Origin of the sequence: Gilliamella sp. W8123 (assembly GCF_016101085.1) — a bacterium.
In the GTDB taxonomy this organism is placed as follows: domain Bacteria; phylum Pseudomonadota; class Gammaproteobacteria; order Enterobacterales; family Orbaceae; genus Gilliamella; species Gilliamella apis.
The window spans coordinates 256549-271674 of record NZ_JACFRE010000002.1 but is presented as its reverse complement, the minus strand read 5'-3'; the positions used below and the strand labels follow the sequence as shown (position 1 = coordinate 271674).

The 15126-nt window shown below is 35.0% G+C and carries 12 protein-coding genes, 1 tRNA gene and 1 pseudogene; 8 read left to right on the top strand and 6 right to left on the bottom strand.

Annotated features, from left to right (window positions below):
• Positions 1 to 58: 58 nt before the first annotated feature.
• The 5 genes from proA to gpt all read right to left on the bottom strand — a co-directional run bounded on the left by proA (position 59) and on the right by gpt (position 5079).
• Positions 59 to 1312, bottom strand: a complete 1254-nt coding sequence (proA, locus tag H3T56_RS04060; protein ID WP_086356940.1) for a glutamate-5-semialdehyde dehydrogenase — start codon at positions 1310 to 1312, stop codon at positions 59 to 61.
• Positions 1313 to 1322: 10 nt separating this feature from the next.
• Positions 1323 to 1853 (bottom strand): hypothetical protein, encoded by a 531-nt coding sequence (locus tag H3T56_RS04055; RefSeq protein ID WP_198192096.1) that lies wholly within the window; start codon positions 1851 to 1853, stop codon positions 1323 to 1325.
• Positions 1854 to 2123: 270 nt separating this feature from the next.
• Positions 2124 to 3233 carry a glutamate 5-kinase gene (gene proB / locus H3T56_RS04050; RefSeq protein WP_086361057.1) on the bottom strand — a complete coding sequence of 370 codons (1110 nt, stop codon included), beginning with the start codon at positions 3231 to 3233 and terminating at the stop codon, positions 2124 to 2126.
• A gap of 26 nt (positions 3234 to 3259) precedes the next feature.
• Positions 3260 to 4516: an esterase FrsA gene (frsA, locus tag H3T56_RS04045; RefSeq protein ID WP_198192095.1), complete on the bottom strand. Its 1257-nt coding sequence runs from the start codon at positions 4514 to 4516 to the stop codon at positions 3260 to 3262.
• A gap of 29 nt (positions 4517 to 4545) precedes the next feature.
• Entirely contained in the window at positions 4546 to 5079 is a 534-nt protein-coding gene (gene gpt, locus H3T56_RS04040) for a xanthine phosphoribosyltransferase (protein ID WP_081298886.1), read from the bottom strand.
• A 150-nt stretch (positions 5080 to 5229) separates the two neighbouring features.
• Here gpt and H3T56_RS04035 point away from each other — a divergent pair, with 150 nt between their 5' ends.
• From H3T56_RS04035 to serC, 6 genes and pseudogenes are all read left to right on the top strand, one after another.
• Positions 5230 to 6693: an aminoacyl-histidine dipeptidase gene (locus H3T56_RS04035; protein WP_198192094.1), complete on the top strand. Its 1464-nt coding sequence runs from the start codon at positions 5230 to 5232 to the stop codon at positions 6691 to 6693.
• Between the two features lie 199 nt (positions 6694 to 6892).
• Positions 6893 to 7903, top strand: coding sequence for an N-acetyl-gamma-glutamyl-phosphate reductase (argC, locus tag H3T56_RS04030; RefSeq protein ID WP_065651219.1), 1011 nt, complete (start codon positions 6893 to 6895; stop codon positions 7901 to 7903).
• Positions 7904 to 7976: 73 nt separating this feature from the next.
• Positions 7977 to 8756 (top strand): acetylglutamate kinase, encoded by a 780-nt coding sequence (gene argB / locus H3T56_RS04025; RefSeq protein ID WP_065651218.1) that lies wholly within the window; start codon positions 7977 to 7979, stop codon positions 8754 to 8756.
• Between the two features lie 107 nt (positions 8757 to 8863).
• Positions 8864 to 10078: pseudogene (locus H3T56_RS04020) on the top strand (argininosuccinate synthase); the annotation flags it as partial.
• A 243-nt stretch (positions 10079 to 10321) separates the two neighbouring features.
• Positions 10322 to 11698 (top strand): argininosuccinate lyase, encoded by a 1377-nt coding sequence (gene argH / locus H3T56_RS04015; RefSeq protein ID WP_086361052.1) that lies wholly within the window; start codon positions 10322 to 10324, stop codon positions 11696 to 11698.
• A 156-nt stretch (positions 11699 to 11854) separates the two neighbouring features.
• Positions 11855 to 12940, top strand: a complete 1086-nt coding sequence (serC, locus tag H3T56_RS04010) for a 3-phosphoserine/phosphohydroxythreonine transaminase (protein WP_198192092.1) — start codon at positions 11855 to 11857, stop codon at positions 12938 to 12940.
• 60 nt (positions 12941 to 13000) lie between these two features.
• Here the strand turns inward: serC and H3T56_RS04005 are convergent, their stop codons facing one another.
• Positions 13001 to 13360: a DUF4156 domain-containing protein gene (locus H3T56_RS04005; RefSeq protein ID WP_065612902.1), complete on the bottom strand. Its 360-nt coding sequence runs from the start codon at positions 13358 to 13360 to the stop codon at positions 13001 to 13003.
• Positions 13361 to 13580: 220 nt separating this feature from the next.
• Between H3T56_RS04005 and H3T56_RS04000 the strand changes: the two genes are divergently transcribed.
• Together H3T56_RS04000 and H3T56_RS03995 are read left to right on the top strand one after the other, a co-directional pair.
• A tRNA-Ile gene (locus H3T56_RS04000) sits at positions 13581 to 13657 on the top strand.
• A gap of 188 nt (positions 13658 to 13845) precedes the next feature.
• Positions 13846 to 15069, top strand: a complete 1224-nt coding sequence (locus tag H3T56_RS03995) for an integrase arm-type DNA-binding domain-containing protein (protein ID WP_198192091.1) — start codon at positions 13846 to 13848, stop codon at positions 15067 to 15069.
• Positions 15070 to 15126: the final 57 nt, after the last annotated feature.

Sequence of the window (15126 nt, the reverse complement as noted above, 5' to 3'; positions counted from 1 at the left end):
ATATAACTAATAACTATATAACTAACTGTTCTGGGTTATGAACAGTTAGTTGTTATCATTACTGACGAACTAAATCTTCGCCATAACCAATCCATTTATACGTTGTTAAGGCTTCAAGGCCCATTGGTCCTCTGGCATGTAATTTTTGCGTACTAACTGCAACTTCAGCACCTAAACCGAATTGTGCACCATCGGTGAATCGGGTCGATGCATTAACATAAACTGCAGCAGCATCGACTAAGTTAACGAATTGTTCTGCATTTATAAGGCTTCGCGTTAAAATGGCTTCTGAATGACCACTACCATATTCGCGAATATGTTCCACCGCCAATTCCAATGAATCAACAATGACAATATTCAGATCTTTGGAAAGCCACTCTTGTCTTAGTTCATCATCCTCAACGGCAAAAACATTTGCCACTCCAGCATTCAAAATCTTATAAGCATCGGGATCGGCATGCAATATCACCTGATTATCGGCCATGATTTGACTAAGTTTTGGTAAAAAAGTATTGGCAATTTCAGTATGAACAAGTACTGTTTCAACAGTATTACAGGTACTTGGTCGCTGAGTTTTTGCATTAAGTATTATTGATAGCGCTTTATCAAAATCAGCACTTTCATCGACAAAAATATGGCAAACACCAATTCCACCAGTAATAACAGGTATGGTTGAATGTTCTCGACAAAGTTTGTGTAATGCTGCGCCACCTCGAGGAATAATCATATCAACATATTTATCAAGTTTAAGTAATTCAGTGATATATTTGCGATCAGGATTATCGATAGATTGAATTGCTGTTTCAGGTAAACCGACTTGTTTTAAAGCTTGCTGAATGATAGCTATAATAGCAGCATTGGTATTAATCGTCTCTTTACCACCACGCAGTATCGCTGCATTGCCGGTTTTTAAGCAAAGAGCCGCAATATCAATAGTCACATTAGGACGAGCTTCATAGATAACACCAATCACACCTAATGGCACCCTGTGACGTTGTAACTTTAATCCGCTTGCTAATGTCGAACCATCAATAACTTGGCCAATTGGATCGGTTAAAGAAACAACATTTCGAACATCATTAGCAATAGATGATAATCGTTCGGAAGTTAATAACAGACGATCGAGTATTGCCTCGGTCAATCCTTGTTCTTTTGCCATAGCCATATCTTTTTGATTAGCATCAAGAATCTTGTCAGCATTTAGTTCTAATAAATCGGCGATATGAATTAAAGCCTGATTTTTAATTTTTGTTGCGCATTGTGCTAATTGATATGAAGCAAGTTTGGCTGCTTTACCCATTTCGTTTATCATTGCTTAACCTTTATTGATTTTGTCCACAAAGTTTTTTAATAGATTGCATTTTTTCTAAATATAACTGCTTTTCTGACTCCAACATCATATTTAGGTCGATAACATAATCCTCAATAGTATCGTTTGTCTTATATTTTATTATTATGGTATTAGGATTTTTTTCTGAGATATTAATAATATTCTTAAATAGGATACAGGTCATTTTATTTTTATCTTTTCTTTTTAAAAAGACATAAACAATAAAAAACATGGTAAACAAGATAAGATCCGTAACGGTAAATTGACTATTCCTAATACTAATAAATGTTTTACCCAAAATGATATATTTTTCAGCCCATTGTAATAACAAAAAAACAATCATTAATAATAAAATGAGACCGAGGTGAAAAGGGATTTCGATTATGTGAGAGAAAATAAAGAATGCTATAAAGCAGGCAAGTAAAATTATTATAAGTGGTTCAATATATTTACGTCGATAAAACACTAAATCCTGATCATCTTTTTGCCATTTTTCGCGATAGCTATTAACTTCAATACTCAATTTTATAAACCTTTTATCTTATTCATCTATTTTTTTATTTATCGATAAGATAGGTAATCTATCCAGAACTCTATGTTATATATTAAATCATCAATATATTTTTATATTATAAAAATATAAACATGCCAATAATAACCTTCTCTGATGTTAGTTTTTGCATAGACAAAAGCTTGATTGTAGGCATTATTATTAATAAAGGATAATACTGAACACAACGCTATAGAGTAAGTTTTTGTAACGATTTGGCCGAATGTCTCTATCCTAAATCTATTATTTAATCAGCATATCATCTCGGTGTACGGCAACAGGACCATATTCATAGCCAATTATTTGGCTAATTTCTTGTGAATGATGTCCTGCTATTTGTCGTAATGCATCACTATTATAACGGCTGACTCCTCGAGCTATTTGCATACCAGATTTATCACAAATATTAATGACTTCACCACGTGAAAAATCTTTTTCGACTGCGATAATGCCTTTTGGTAATAGCGAACTACCATTATTTAAAATGGCGTTAATCGCACCATCATCAAGTATCACTTTGCCTACGTTTGGTGCGCCATATAGCCAGTGCTTTCGATGTTCTAATGGGGTTTTTTGCGGTAAAAAACGGGTACCAACCGATTGATTATTGACTGCATCAACAATCACATTGGCTTTATTTCCTGCAGCTATAATTACTTCTATGCCAGCACTCCCAGCTACTTCGGCAGCTTGAATTTTTGTGCTCATGCCACCGGTTCCTAAACCTGAAACACTATCACCGGCGATACTGCGCAGATCATCATTAATCTGACTTACTTCTTTTATCAATTGTGCATTGCTATCGCTTCTTGGATCGGCTGTATATAAACCTTCGATATCGGTAAGCAATATCAATTTATCTGCTTCAGCTAAAATTGCGGCAAGTGCTGATAAATTATCGTTATCACCAACTTTAATTTCAGCAGTAGCAACTGCATCATTTTCATTAATCACTGGGACAATATTATTCTCTAGCATTGCTTTTAATACATCTTGAGCATTTAAAAAGCGTTCGCGATCTTCAAGATCTGCGCGAGTTAATAGCATTTGTCCAATATAAATTTTATATATCGAAAACAGCTGTTCCCAAAGTTGGATTAATTTACTTTGACCAACTGAAGCAAGTAATTGTTTTGTGGCAACAGTATTGGGTAGGTTAGGATAGTTGAGGTATTCTCGACCAGCAGCAATAGCACCCGAAGTCACGATAATAATTTTATGACCAGTTTGATGTAAATAAGAACATTGTCGAATCAGTTCTACTATTCTCGCACGGTCTAACTGTTTAGTTCCTCCAGTTAAAACACTGGTACCGAGTTTAACAACGACAATTTGTTGTTTTTTATTATTCATAACAATACTCTTATTCAGATTAGTTATTACAAAATAGACTCCATCCATTTAACTGATTGAGTAAAGGCGTTTTGTAAACCTTTTTGCAATGGTGTTTTGGGGATTGTGACAATTTTGCTTTGTTTTGTTGATTGAATTAATTTTACTTCACTCAAATTACTTAATTTATCATCTTCAAAGATAATATTCATAACCGGTACAGGACAAGAATGGGTTAATAACCCTTGATTTTTAAGAGAAAAATAATTCAATTCGGCCGCTAATTGTTGATTTGATACAGAAGTTAAACCTAAACGACTGGCCAGCATATCTTTATAGCTATTAGGTAGATTTTGTTGTAATGCCTTATCAACAAAGAGTTGGTGTATAAATGGAGTAAAATTAAATAACCCTTTTATTTTATTAGGCATTAAATAGGCAAGTCGTGTTGCAATATGTGAACCAAAGCGGAATCCAGCAACAATCACTCGATTACTATCAACCCATGGAACCGATGGTAGTTGTTCGATCACTGCTTGATGAATTTGGCTACTATTTTGGCTCAATACAAAATTACGACTATATCCAACGGTTGGTAAATCGACAGTTAACATAGCAAAACCTTGTGGAGCAAGATATTCACTAAAGTAACGATAATAATCAATTTGTAAATTACCTAAACCATTGCAGATTAAAACGACAGGACAAACACCACTATTACTATTGTTTGGTAAATGCAAAATGGATTTGATAACCCGATTTTCAACCTTAAACTCTAACTGCTTGGTTGAATAAGGTGAATATTCAAGTGCCTTCATATATGATTGATAGGCACAGGTTTGAGCATACATCGCTAGCTCATCATTCTTAAAATGAGGATAACTGGCAATGCTGGCGTATTCGCTGGCAATGAGATAATCCTGATGTAAACTATTTTTTGATTCTTCAGTTAAATTAGATTGAGCGGCATTATCAGCTTTAGCTTGCCACATTGCAGCCTGATTTAAAAATTCATATATCCAGTTGCCAGATTGATAACCAATAACTGAATCCAACCATTTATCATTAGTATGGCGCTTAGTTGAAATAGCGATTCTTGATAAAACCGCTTCGATTTCTAACTTAGGAAGGCCGCGCCAATACCATAAAAGAGGGTTAATGATTCGATACCATTTTGAATCAATTTCACCATCAAGAGGACTAATACTGCTGCCATTGCTGCTGTCAAGACGATTGATTAGCGATGATGTTTCAGGGTAGTCATATTGTGGTTTGAATATCTTTTCAGAAAGGTTTTCAGTCATAACCATAGCAACCTATTTATATTAGATGATTATTTATTATCACTAATTGGTTTAACAAACATGACACCAGTATCCCATGGTTGTTCAATCCATGTATCTTGTGCGATGTCGACAACATAATCATCAACTAATGGTTTACCTGCTGGTTTAGCAAAAATAGTGACAAAGTGAGCCTTAGGATACATCTCACGAATGGTATGTGCAGTGCTACCAGTGTCAACTAAATCGTCAACAACAATAAAGCCTTCGCCATCACCGTTTGCTTGTTTTAAAATTAATTTTTCACGTTGATGATCATGATCATAGCTAGAAATACAAACTGTATCGACATAACGAATACTAAGTTCACGAGCTAAAATAGCTGCTGGTACTAAGCCACCACGACTAACTGCAATGATGCCTTTCCATTGATTGGCGGGTAATAATCTCTCAGAAAGCTGACGACCATAAGCTTGTAGCATTTCCCAAGTGACATTGAATTTTTTCTTTTCAGCGATAATCTCTGCTTTATGCTGTTTTTTGGCTTTGATTTCTTCTTCTGTTAAAGTTTGTTCTATTGACATGTGTAACCTGCAATTTTAATCGAATATACGAATTTAATAAATTAATATTAATGGGCTAAAAATAGATGTAAAATTGCACCTTATTATAGAGTGGTTAGATAAAAAAAACCACTTATTAATTCATTACCCACCTAATATTGAGGATAAAATATGCTATCGACCTTAAATCCAAAATTTGTTTGGCAGATTTTTAATGATATTTGTAAAATTCCCCATCCTTCTCATCATGAACAAATGATAACTAAATATATAGTCGATTTTGCAACTATTCATCATATTGATTGTCAGCTAGATAAAGCTGGTAATGTTTTACTGCGTAAAGCTGCTACTAAAGGGATGGAAGATTGTCCATCAATCGCTTTGCAAGCTCATATGGATATGGTTCCGCAAAAAAATGAAGGTACCCAGCACGATTTTCTTGTTGATCCAATTCAAGCTTATGTTGATGGTGATTGGGTCAAAGCTAAAGGAACCACATTAGGTGCAGATAATGGCGTAGGTTTGGCATCAGCCTTGGCTGTATTGATTGATCCTTCAGTTGAACATGGACCTCTTGAAGTATTGGTTACAACTTCGGAAGAGACGGGGATGCATGGCGCTTTTGGTCTACAACCAAATTGGTTGAAAAGTCATTATTTGATTAATACTGATTCTGAAGATGAAGGCGAAATATTTACTGGCTGTGCTGGTGGTGTTGATTTTACGACCAGTTTTGCCATCACATATGCGGTAATGCCAGAAATACATGATTGCTATATTCAACTCTCGCTAAAAGGTTTGAAAGGAGGACATTCTGGTTGTGATATTCATCTTGGCCGTGGTAATGCAATAAAATTACTAGCAAGATTTTTAGCGGAATATGGACAAGATCTCTCATATCGATTAGCAGATATAAGAGGGGGTTCTTTACGTAATGCAATACCTCGAGAAGCATTCGCTGAATTAACCTTAAATAAACAAGATTTGCCAAAACTAGAACAGATTGTTAACCAATATAATTCTGTTTTACAAAATGAGTTTGGACAGGTCGAACCCAATATAGAATTAACCCTAAAAGAGGTTAATAATGATCACATAAAACGAGTCATCGCCGTTGAACAGCAAAGTAAAATTGTCAATTTATTAAATGTTGCGCCAAATGGTGTGGTGAGTATGAGTACGCAAATTCATGGTGTTGTTGAAACATCTTTAAATCTAGGTATTGTAAATATTAGCGATAATCAACTAAACGTTAATTTCTTAATCCGTTCTCAAGTTGATAGTGCGAAAGATGCTGTCGTTGCAACATTAATCTCGTTAAGCCAATTAGTTAATGCCAATTACGAAATTAGTGGTGGTTATTCGGGCTGGGAGCCTAATTTAAATTCCAGTCTTTTACAATTAGCTAAAGATAAATATCAAGAGATTTTCTCAAAACAAGCAAAAATTATGGTGATTCATGCCGGCTTAGAATGTGGTCTATTTAAACAGTCTTATCCTGATATGGATATGATATCAATAGGACCGACCATTGTTTCACCTCATTCACCTGATGAAAAAGTTAATATTCAAAGTGTTTATCGTTATTGGGAACTACTTATAGCAATCTTAAAATCCGCCTGTTATTTAAAATAAACATTAATCGTCCTCCTACAACTCTTATATGTAGGAGGACGACATTTTCACCTCACTGCTAACGTTAAAATCGTGGCAGTAATTGTCTTTTTGAAAATAAATTCACAAAAAGTGAATAAAAATTCAATTTTCTCTTGTTTTGTTGCTTTAAATCGCCTACTATACTGCATAAAAATCTGAATGATAGATAAGGAAAGATATGTTAAAAGCAATAATTGTTGGGGCGAGTGGTTATGCAGGTGCAAAATTAGCTTACTATTTAACAAAACATCCAAATATTGAATTAGTCGCTTTAACGGTATCAGAAAATAGCCTTGATGCGGGTAAACTTATTTCTGATAGATTTTTATACCCGCAATTGAAAGGTGTTGTTGATTTACCTTTAATTGCCACGGCTGATTATTCTTCTCTTGTCAAAGATATTGATATTGTATTTTTAGCTACTGAACATTCTGTTAGTCACGATATCGCACCATTCTTTCTTGAAAATGGTTGTACAGTATTTGATTTATCGGGTGCGTTTCGAGTCAACTCTCCCTCGTTTTATACCCAATTTTATGGTTTTGAACATCAGCACCAACAGTGGTTAGATAAAGCTGTTTATGGTCTAGCTGAATGGAATTTTGATGCGATAAAAAATGCGCAATTAATCGCTGTACCTGGTTGTTATCCAACCGCATCGCAACTGCCACTAAAACCATTAATTGAAGAAGATTTACTAGACAAAAGGCAATGGCCTGTCATTAATGCTGTGAGTGGCGTTAGTGGTGCAGGCCGTAAACCTTCTACAAATAATCTATTTTGTGAGGTTAGTTTACATGCTTATGGCATATTTACTCATCGTCATCAACCTGAAATTGCGATACATTTAGGGCAGGAAGTTATTTTTACTCCACATTTAGGTTGTTTTAAAGATGGTATCCATGCCACTATCACCTGTCAGGTGAAAGAAGGGGTGAGTGAGGAAGATATTCTTACCGCTTTAAATAAATATTATGATGATAAACCATTAGTAAGAGTTTACCAAAAACAATGGCCAGCCCTAAAATCGGTAATTGGCTTACCTTATTGTGATATTGGTTTTGTGCTTAAAGGCCAACATCTGATTTTAATTTCTGTGGAAGACAATTTATTAAAAGGTGCAGCTGCGCAAGCAGTACAATGTATGAATATTCGATTTGGTTTTGATGAAACAACAGCCTTATTATAAAGATAGATACTAATTTGTTAATAATGACAAGTTTATATCAGTGAACTTTTATTAGAGTGAATAGGAAATAAAAATGAAACCATTGATTATTAAGTTTGGCGGTGTATTACTCGATAATAAAGATGCATTAAGTAAATTATTTATTGTTATTAGCGAATACAAAAAAAATTTTAAACGTCCTTTAATTATTGTTCATGGTGGTGGTAGTGTGGTTGATTCATTAATGGATCGGCTCTCCTTACCTGTCGTTCGACGTAATGGTTTACGCGTTACACCGGCAGATCAAATAGATGTCATTGTTGGTAGCCTTGCTGGTAGTGCGAATACCACAATTTTGTCAGAAGCTAAAAAATTACAAATAGCCAGTATTGGACTCTGCTTAGCCGATGGTGATAGCGTAAAAGTTAAGCAAATTTCTGAAGAATTAGGTTATGTAGGTGAAGCTGAACAAGGCGATCCGGCCTTAATCAATTTACTCCTTAATAATGGTTATTTACCTATTGTTAGTTCAATTGGGATTACCGATGAAGGCAAGATGATGAATGTCAATGCCGATCACGCAGCTGTTGCCTTGGCAAAAACTTTAAATGCAGATTTAATTTTACTATCTGATGTATCTGGTGTGTTGGATGAAAACAAACAATTAATCGAATCGTTAACACAAGCTGAGGCAGATCATCTAATTGCTCAAGGAATTATTACCGATGGAATGATCGTGAAAGTGAATTCTGCATTTGAAGCGGCTAAAACATTAGGTCGACCAATAGATATCGCTAGCTGGAAAGAATCAGATAAACTCATTGAATTATTTAATGGAAAATCAGGCATAACGGGTACAAGAATTATTGCTTAAATATAAATCAGTCAGTATATTAAACAAGTATATTTATTGTTAGATATACTTGGATTAGTGTTTAAAACATTTATTTTTTTCGTCAGTAAATTATGAAAGGGTATAACATGAAAAAAAGTGCAACAAAAAAAGTAGTTTTAGCCTATTCGGGTGGCTTGGATACATCAGCTATTATTCCTTGGTTGAAAGAGAATTATGGCGATTGTGAAGTTTATGCTTTAGTCGCCAACGTTGGACAAGATCCTAAAGAACTAAAAGATGTGGAAAAAAAGGCCAAAGCATCTGGCGCAGTAGCGTGTAAAGTTGTCGATTTACGAGAAGAATTTGTTAAAGATTATGTTTACCCTGTTTTAAAAACTGGTGCGTTATATGAAGGAACTTACTATCTTGGAACTTCAATGGCTCGCCCAATTATTGCGAAAGCGCAAGTTGAATATGCATTAGAAGTTGGCGCCGATACCCTTTGCCACGGTGCAACAGGTAAAGGTAATGACCAAGTTCGTTTTGAAACAACCTATACCGCTCTAGCTCCGCAACTTAAAGTTATTGCACCTTGGCGTGAATGGGATTTACGTTCACGTGAAGCTTTAATTGATTACTTAAAAGTACGAAAAATTCCAACGACTGCAACAGTTGAGAAAATCTATAGCCGTGATGAAAATGCCTGGCATATTTCTACCGAAGGTGGTGTGCTTGAAAGTACTTGGAATCAGGCTAATGCAGATTGCTGGGCATGGACTGTGTCACCCGAAGATGCACCAAACAAACCGGAGTTTGTTACTATTGGTATAGAAAAAGGTGAAGTTGTTTCTGTTAATGGTAAAAAATTATCACCATATAACTGTGTTGCAACGCTGAATAAAATTGGTTCAAAACATGGTGTAGGTCGAGTAGATATTATTGAAAATCGTTTAGTCGGCATCAAATCTCGAGGTTGTTACGAAACCCCTGGTGGAACTATCATGATGACAGCGTTACGTGGTTTAGAACAACTGATCTTAGATCGTGATAGCTTCAAATGGCGCGAACAACTTGGTTTAGAAATGGCTTACGTTGTTTATGATGGTCGCTGGTTTGCACCATATCGCCGTTCTCTTCAAGCCGCTGCAGAAGTGTTAGCAGAAGATATGACTGGTGAAGTTGTAGTTAAACTTTATAAAGGTAATGCAACCGCAGTACAGAAGAAATCACCAAATAGCTTATATAGCGAAGAGTTTGCAACCTTTGGTGAAGATGAAGTTTACGATCACAGTCATGCCGGTGGTTTTATTCGTCTATTCTCCCTATCTTCACGTATCCGTGCTTTAAATGAAGGTAAGAAAAATCAGCCGACTAAAAAAGCTAAATCGTCAGCGAAAGAAACCACAAAATCAAAAAGTAAAACTAAAACTAAAAAGTAATTTTTAAGACTTTTTAATTAGATATAAAACATAATATATACAGACTTTGGTCTGTATATATTTTTCGATAGTATTGTTGTAGATAAACTTATCATTAAAATTATTAAAAAAACAATAAATTTTAATTGTTTAGGACTGATTTGAAATAAAACATTTGAGGTGATTATGGCATTATGGGGTGGGCGTTTTAGCCAAGCAGCAGATCAACGATTTAAACACTTTAATGATTCTCTGCGCTTTGACTATCGGCTTGCAGAGCAGGATATCATTGGATCAATTGCATGGTCTAAAGCATTGGTCACTGTCAACGTTTTATCTCATGATGAACAACAACAGTTAGAACAAGCGTTAAATGAATTATTTAGTTCGGTACAACAAGATCCGCAGCAGATCTTGCAAAGTGAAGCTGAAGATATTCATAGTTGGGTTGAACAAAAACTAATAGAAAAAGTTGGTGATTTAGGTAAAAAACTTCATACAGGTCGCAGTCGTAATGATCAGTCAACCACCGATCTGAAATTATGGTGTAAAGATGAAATTGCTCATCTTATCTCTGCTATCAATCAATTACGTAAAACACTGGTGTTAACTGCAGAACAACATCAAGATGCGGTTATGCCTGGTTATACTCACTTACAACGCGCTCAGCCTATAACTTTTGCGCATTGGTGCTTAGCGTATTATGAAATGTTAACGCGTGATGAAAGTCGTTTACAAGATACTCTAAAACGCTTGGATGTTAGTCCTTTAGGCTGTGGCGCTTTAGCGGGGACAGCTTATCCTATGGATCGTGATATGTTAGCCAACTGGTTAGGTTTTGCAACTGCAACCAACAATAGCTTGGATACGGTGTCTGATAGGGATCATGTACTTGAACTACTCAATAATGCATCAATCGGAATGGTTCACCTATCACGTTTTGCTGAAGATTTAATTATTTTTAATAGTGGTGAAGCGGATTTCGTTGAATTATCTGACCGCGTTACCTCAGGCTCTTCATTAATGCCACAGAAAAAAAATCCAGATGCATTGGAATTAATTCGTGGTAAAGCAGGGCGAGTAATTGGCGCACTAACTGGAGCATTAGTTACATTTAAAGGATTACCGCTGGCATATAATAAAGATCTACAAGAAGATAAAGAGCACTTATTTGATGCACTTGACAGTTGGCAAGAGTGTTTAGATATGGCGGTATTAGTACTTGAAGATATAAAAATCAATTATCAAAATTGTCAAAATGCTGCTAAACAAGGTTATTCTAATGCGACAGAACTTGCTGATTATCTGGTTGCTAAAGGTATTCCGTTTAGGCAAGCTCATCATATTGTTGGTGAGGCGGTAGTAGCAGCGATAGCTAAACAAAAAGCATTAGAAGAGCTAACTATAGATGAATTAAAACAATACAGCCAAGTCATTGAGGGTGATGTTTATCCTATATTATCTTTAGAATCTTGCTTAGCAAAACGATCTGCAAAAGGTGGCGTATCACCGCAACAAGTAAAATTCGCCATCGAAAACGCTAAACAGCAACTAGCTCTCTAAATTTCATTTTCTTTGCGACAAATGCCGACTAATGTCGGTATTTTTATGCTTCAAAAACCCCGTTCCTCAAAATTTTTGCTAAAAATCTGATTGTATATTGGTTCATAGAGTGTAAAAATAGATTTTCTATTTTTTGATGGATGAAAGTGAATCGCAATGAGTAAAAGTTATAATTTTAGTGCAGGCCCAGCCAAACTACCGGCGGATGTTTTAAAGCAAGTACAAGCTGAATTATTAAATTGGCAAAACACCGGTGCATCGGTGATGGAACTAAGTCATCGAGGTAAAGAATTTGATGCATGTGCGATTGAAGCAACTAACGATCTTCGTGATCTTTTAAATGTACCAGAAAATTATAAAATCTTATTTTGCCAAGGTGGAGCTAGAGCTCAGTTTGCTGCTGTACCATTAAATATTTTAGCTAATAATACTCACGCTGATTACATCAATAGTGGCTATTGGAGTCAGTGTGCAGCGAAAGAAGCGGCAAAATATTGTAATGTAATTGAGCAAAATGTAGTTATCAAAAATGCAGGAATAACCTCGATCAAACCGATGTCTGAATGGCAATTAAGCGATAATAGTGCTTATGTTCATTATTGTCCAAATGAAACCATCGACGGAGTTGAAATATTTGAACAACCTGACTTTGCCGATAAAACTGTCGTAGCAGATTTATCTTCTTGTATTTTATCACAACCTATCGATGTTAAGCGTTACGGTATTATTTATGCCGGTGCACAGAAAAATATCGGCCCATCAGGAATTACTATTGTCATTGTTCGTGAAGATCTGATAGGTTATGCGCAAAAAGTGTTACCTTCAGTACTTGATTACAAAATATTATTAGATCATGATTCAATGTTTAATACTCCACCAACTTTTGCCTGGTATATGTCAGGTTTAGTCTTCAAATGGATTAAGAGTTTAGGTGGCTTAAGTGCGATGCAACAACGAAATCAAGCAAAAGCACAATTACTTTATCAATTTATTGATCAGTCAGATTTTTACCGCAATACTGTAGCGGTTGAGAATCGTTCTATTATGAATGTAACCTTTTTATCGCCAAATGAAGAACTCGATAAAAAGTTTGTAAGTGAAGCTACTCAAGCAAATATTATCGGTATTAAAGGTCACCGAATTGCAGGCGGAATGCGCGCATCAATTTACAATGCAATGGAAATTGAAGGAGTCAAATACCTTATTGAATTTATGCAACAGTTTGAAAAGCAAAATGGCTAATTATTTTGGCAAATTTTACTAAAAGGGATATCAAAATATCCCTTTTTATTTGCTAATTAGCTATTTACAGCTGAAAACTTCACCAACCATAACTGCATCTGTCGGGGCAATATCGGAAACATATTGTAAAGATGCATCTTGAGCATTATAAATTACGTTACCACCCATAGCTGCAGCCTTATTCATTAAGTCAGTTGCTGCATCACGGATTAATTCACTATGCGTTTTTAAGCCAGAAAAGAAAGTACTACGACGGCCTTCAGCTTTACCAATAAATTGACAAGTTGCGGCTGGTTTAGTATCAATAAATTGAACTTGGCGACCAGCAGAGGTAGCTTGATAATCTGAACTACTACAACCATTTAAAAATAATGTCACTGACAGTGCAGCACTAATAAAAAGAGTTTTTTTGATAGACATAATATTTCCTCAACCAATAAAAAAACATTAGTAATAATAATATAAAACATTGTATCAGGATAATTGATTAAAAAATATCGCTTATTATAAATGATGCTATTATGACAAATGTCAGCTTAATAATTAACCAAATCAACCTATTTAGTTAATTAATTGTAGCAAATTAATTTTAACTCTATTATAATCGCAACCCTACTAAGTCAGTAGCACATCAGAACACGGCCCCTTAGCTCAGTTGGTCAGAGCAGTCGACTCATAATCGATTGGTCACTGGTTCAAGTCCAGTAGGGGCCACCATTCAAGATTTCATAACCATTCTTTTGTTTTTATTTTAATTATTAAAATCATTGCGTTACATTAAAAATAGAACATTTACTGTTCATTTTAATTCATGCTAATTTGCCGTATATCACCATTTTTAGTAATATATTTAGTAATAGACATCACATATTACAATAGCTGTATTACTAAAATCGAGGTGATTTATGGCCAGAATAGTAAAACCTTTAACTGATAAACAAATTCAATCGTCTAAGTCGCAAGAAAAACAATATCAATTATCTGATGGAAAAGGTCTTTTTTTATTGATAATGCCTACTGGTGCTAAATTATGGCGTTTTAATTATATTAATCCTATCAGCGAAAAAAGAACGGCATTGGGTATTGGATCTTATCCTGAGTTATCTTTGGCTATGGCAAGGCAAATTAGAGATGAATATCGAAAATTATTAGCCAATAAAATTGATCCTCAAGAAAACAATAAGCAGATACAAGATAGTAAAATAACTAATCAAAGTAATACCTTTTATAAAATGGCTGAGCAATGGAAAAATAAAAAAGCTTCGCAAGTTAAAGAATATTCAATTAAAAAATCTTGTGAGAGACTTGAAAAACATGTTTATCCTTATATTGCAAACGTTCCAGTTAAAGAGTTAAATCGGCAACAGATTATTGATTTTTTAAGGCCGCTTGAAGAGTGTGGGAAATTAGATACGTTAAAACGAGTTGTATCGCTAATTAATCAAATACTCGATTTTTCAGTTGATTGTGGCGCTATTGAATATAATCCTTGTTTAAGAATAATTAAAGCCTTTGCAGTACATCAAGAACAACATTTGGCCACTATTTCATATAAAGAACTCCCTGAATTTTTAGAAAAGCTTCATTCAACAGATAAAGTGAGTTTTGTTGTTAAAAATTTAGTCATGTGGCAATTATTAACGATGGTTAGGCCAAAAGAAGCGGTTAGTGTTGAATGGAGTGAAATTGATTTTGAAAAACAAGAGTGGACTATCCCTGCTGAAAAAATGAAAGGGAAAAAAGGGCATAATAATTATCACGTTGTTCCATTATCAAAACAGGCACTCATTATCTTGTCGGAATTACGGCCTTTTTCTGCACATAGTAAATTTGTGTTTCCAAATAGAACTAAGCGCAATGATCATATGAGTTCTCAAACTGCCAATATGGCAATAAAGAGAGCAGGGTTTGAGGGGCGTTTAACTGCTCATGGACTGAGAGCCTTAGCTAGTACAACACTAAATGAAAAATCAAGTGAGTTAAATTTTAACCCTGATGCGATTGAAGCATGCCTAGCTCATAAAATAGCCGGAGAAGTCCGTAAAGCCTATAACCGCTCAACCTATCTAGATGAACGGCGTAATATTATGGATTGGTGGGGCGATTTTATCTATTCAACTGATACATAATAAATATATAAAGTAATTGATTTATGCTAAATAACCCGATATTTTAATTAAATATTA

Bases quoted from the DNA above. Each gene is read 5' to 3' on its own strand.
- proA (WP_086356940.1), bottom strand. From the start codon at position 1,312: ATGATAAACGAAATGGGTAAAGCAGCCAAACTTGCTTCATATCAATTA.
- proB (WP_086361057.1), bottom strand. From the start codon at position 3,233: ATGAATAATAAAAAACAACAAATTGTCGTTGTTAAACTCGGTACCAGT.
- frsA (WP_198192095.1), bottom strand. From the start codon at position 4,516: ATGACTGAAAACCTTTCTGAAAAGATATTCAAACCACAATATGACTAC.
- gpt (WP_081298886.1), bottom strand. From the start codon at position 5,079: ATGTCAATAGAACAAACTTTAACAGAAGAAGAAATCAAAGCCAAAAAA.
- H3T56_RS04035 (WP_198192094.1), top strand. From the start codon at position 5,230: ATGCTATCGACCTTAAATCCAAAATTTGTTTGGCAGATTTTTAATGAT.
- argC (WP_065651219.1), top strand. From the start codon at position 6,893: ATGTTAAAAGCAATAATTGTTGGGGCGAGTGGTTATGCAGGTGCAAAA.
- argB (WP_065651218.1), top strand. From the start codon at position 7,977: ATGAAACCATTGATTATTAAGTTTGGCGGTGTATTACTCGATAATAAA.
- argH (WP_086361052.1), top strand. From the start codon at position 10,322: ATGGCATTATGGGGTGGGCGTTTTAGCCAAGCAGCAGATCAACGATTT.
- serC (WP_198192092.1), top strand. From the start codon at position 11,855: ATGAGTAAAAGTTATAATTTTAGTGCAGGCCCAGCCAAACTACCGGCG.
- H3T56_RS04005 (WP_065612902.1), bottom strand. From the start codon at position 13,360: ATGTCTATCAAAAAAACTCTTTTTATTAGTGCTGCACTGTCAGTGACA.
- H3T56_RS03995 (WP_198192091.1), top strand. From the start codon at position 13,846: ATGGCCAGAATAGTAAAACCTTTAACTGATAAACAAATTCAATCGTCT.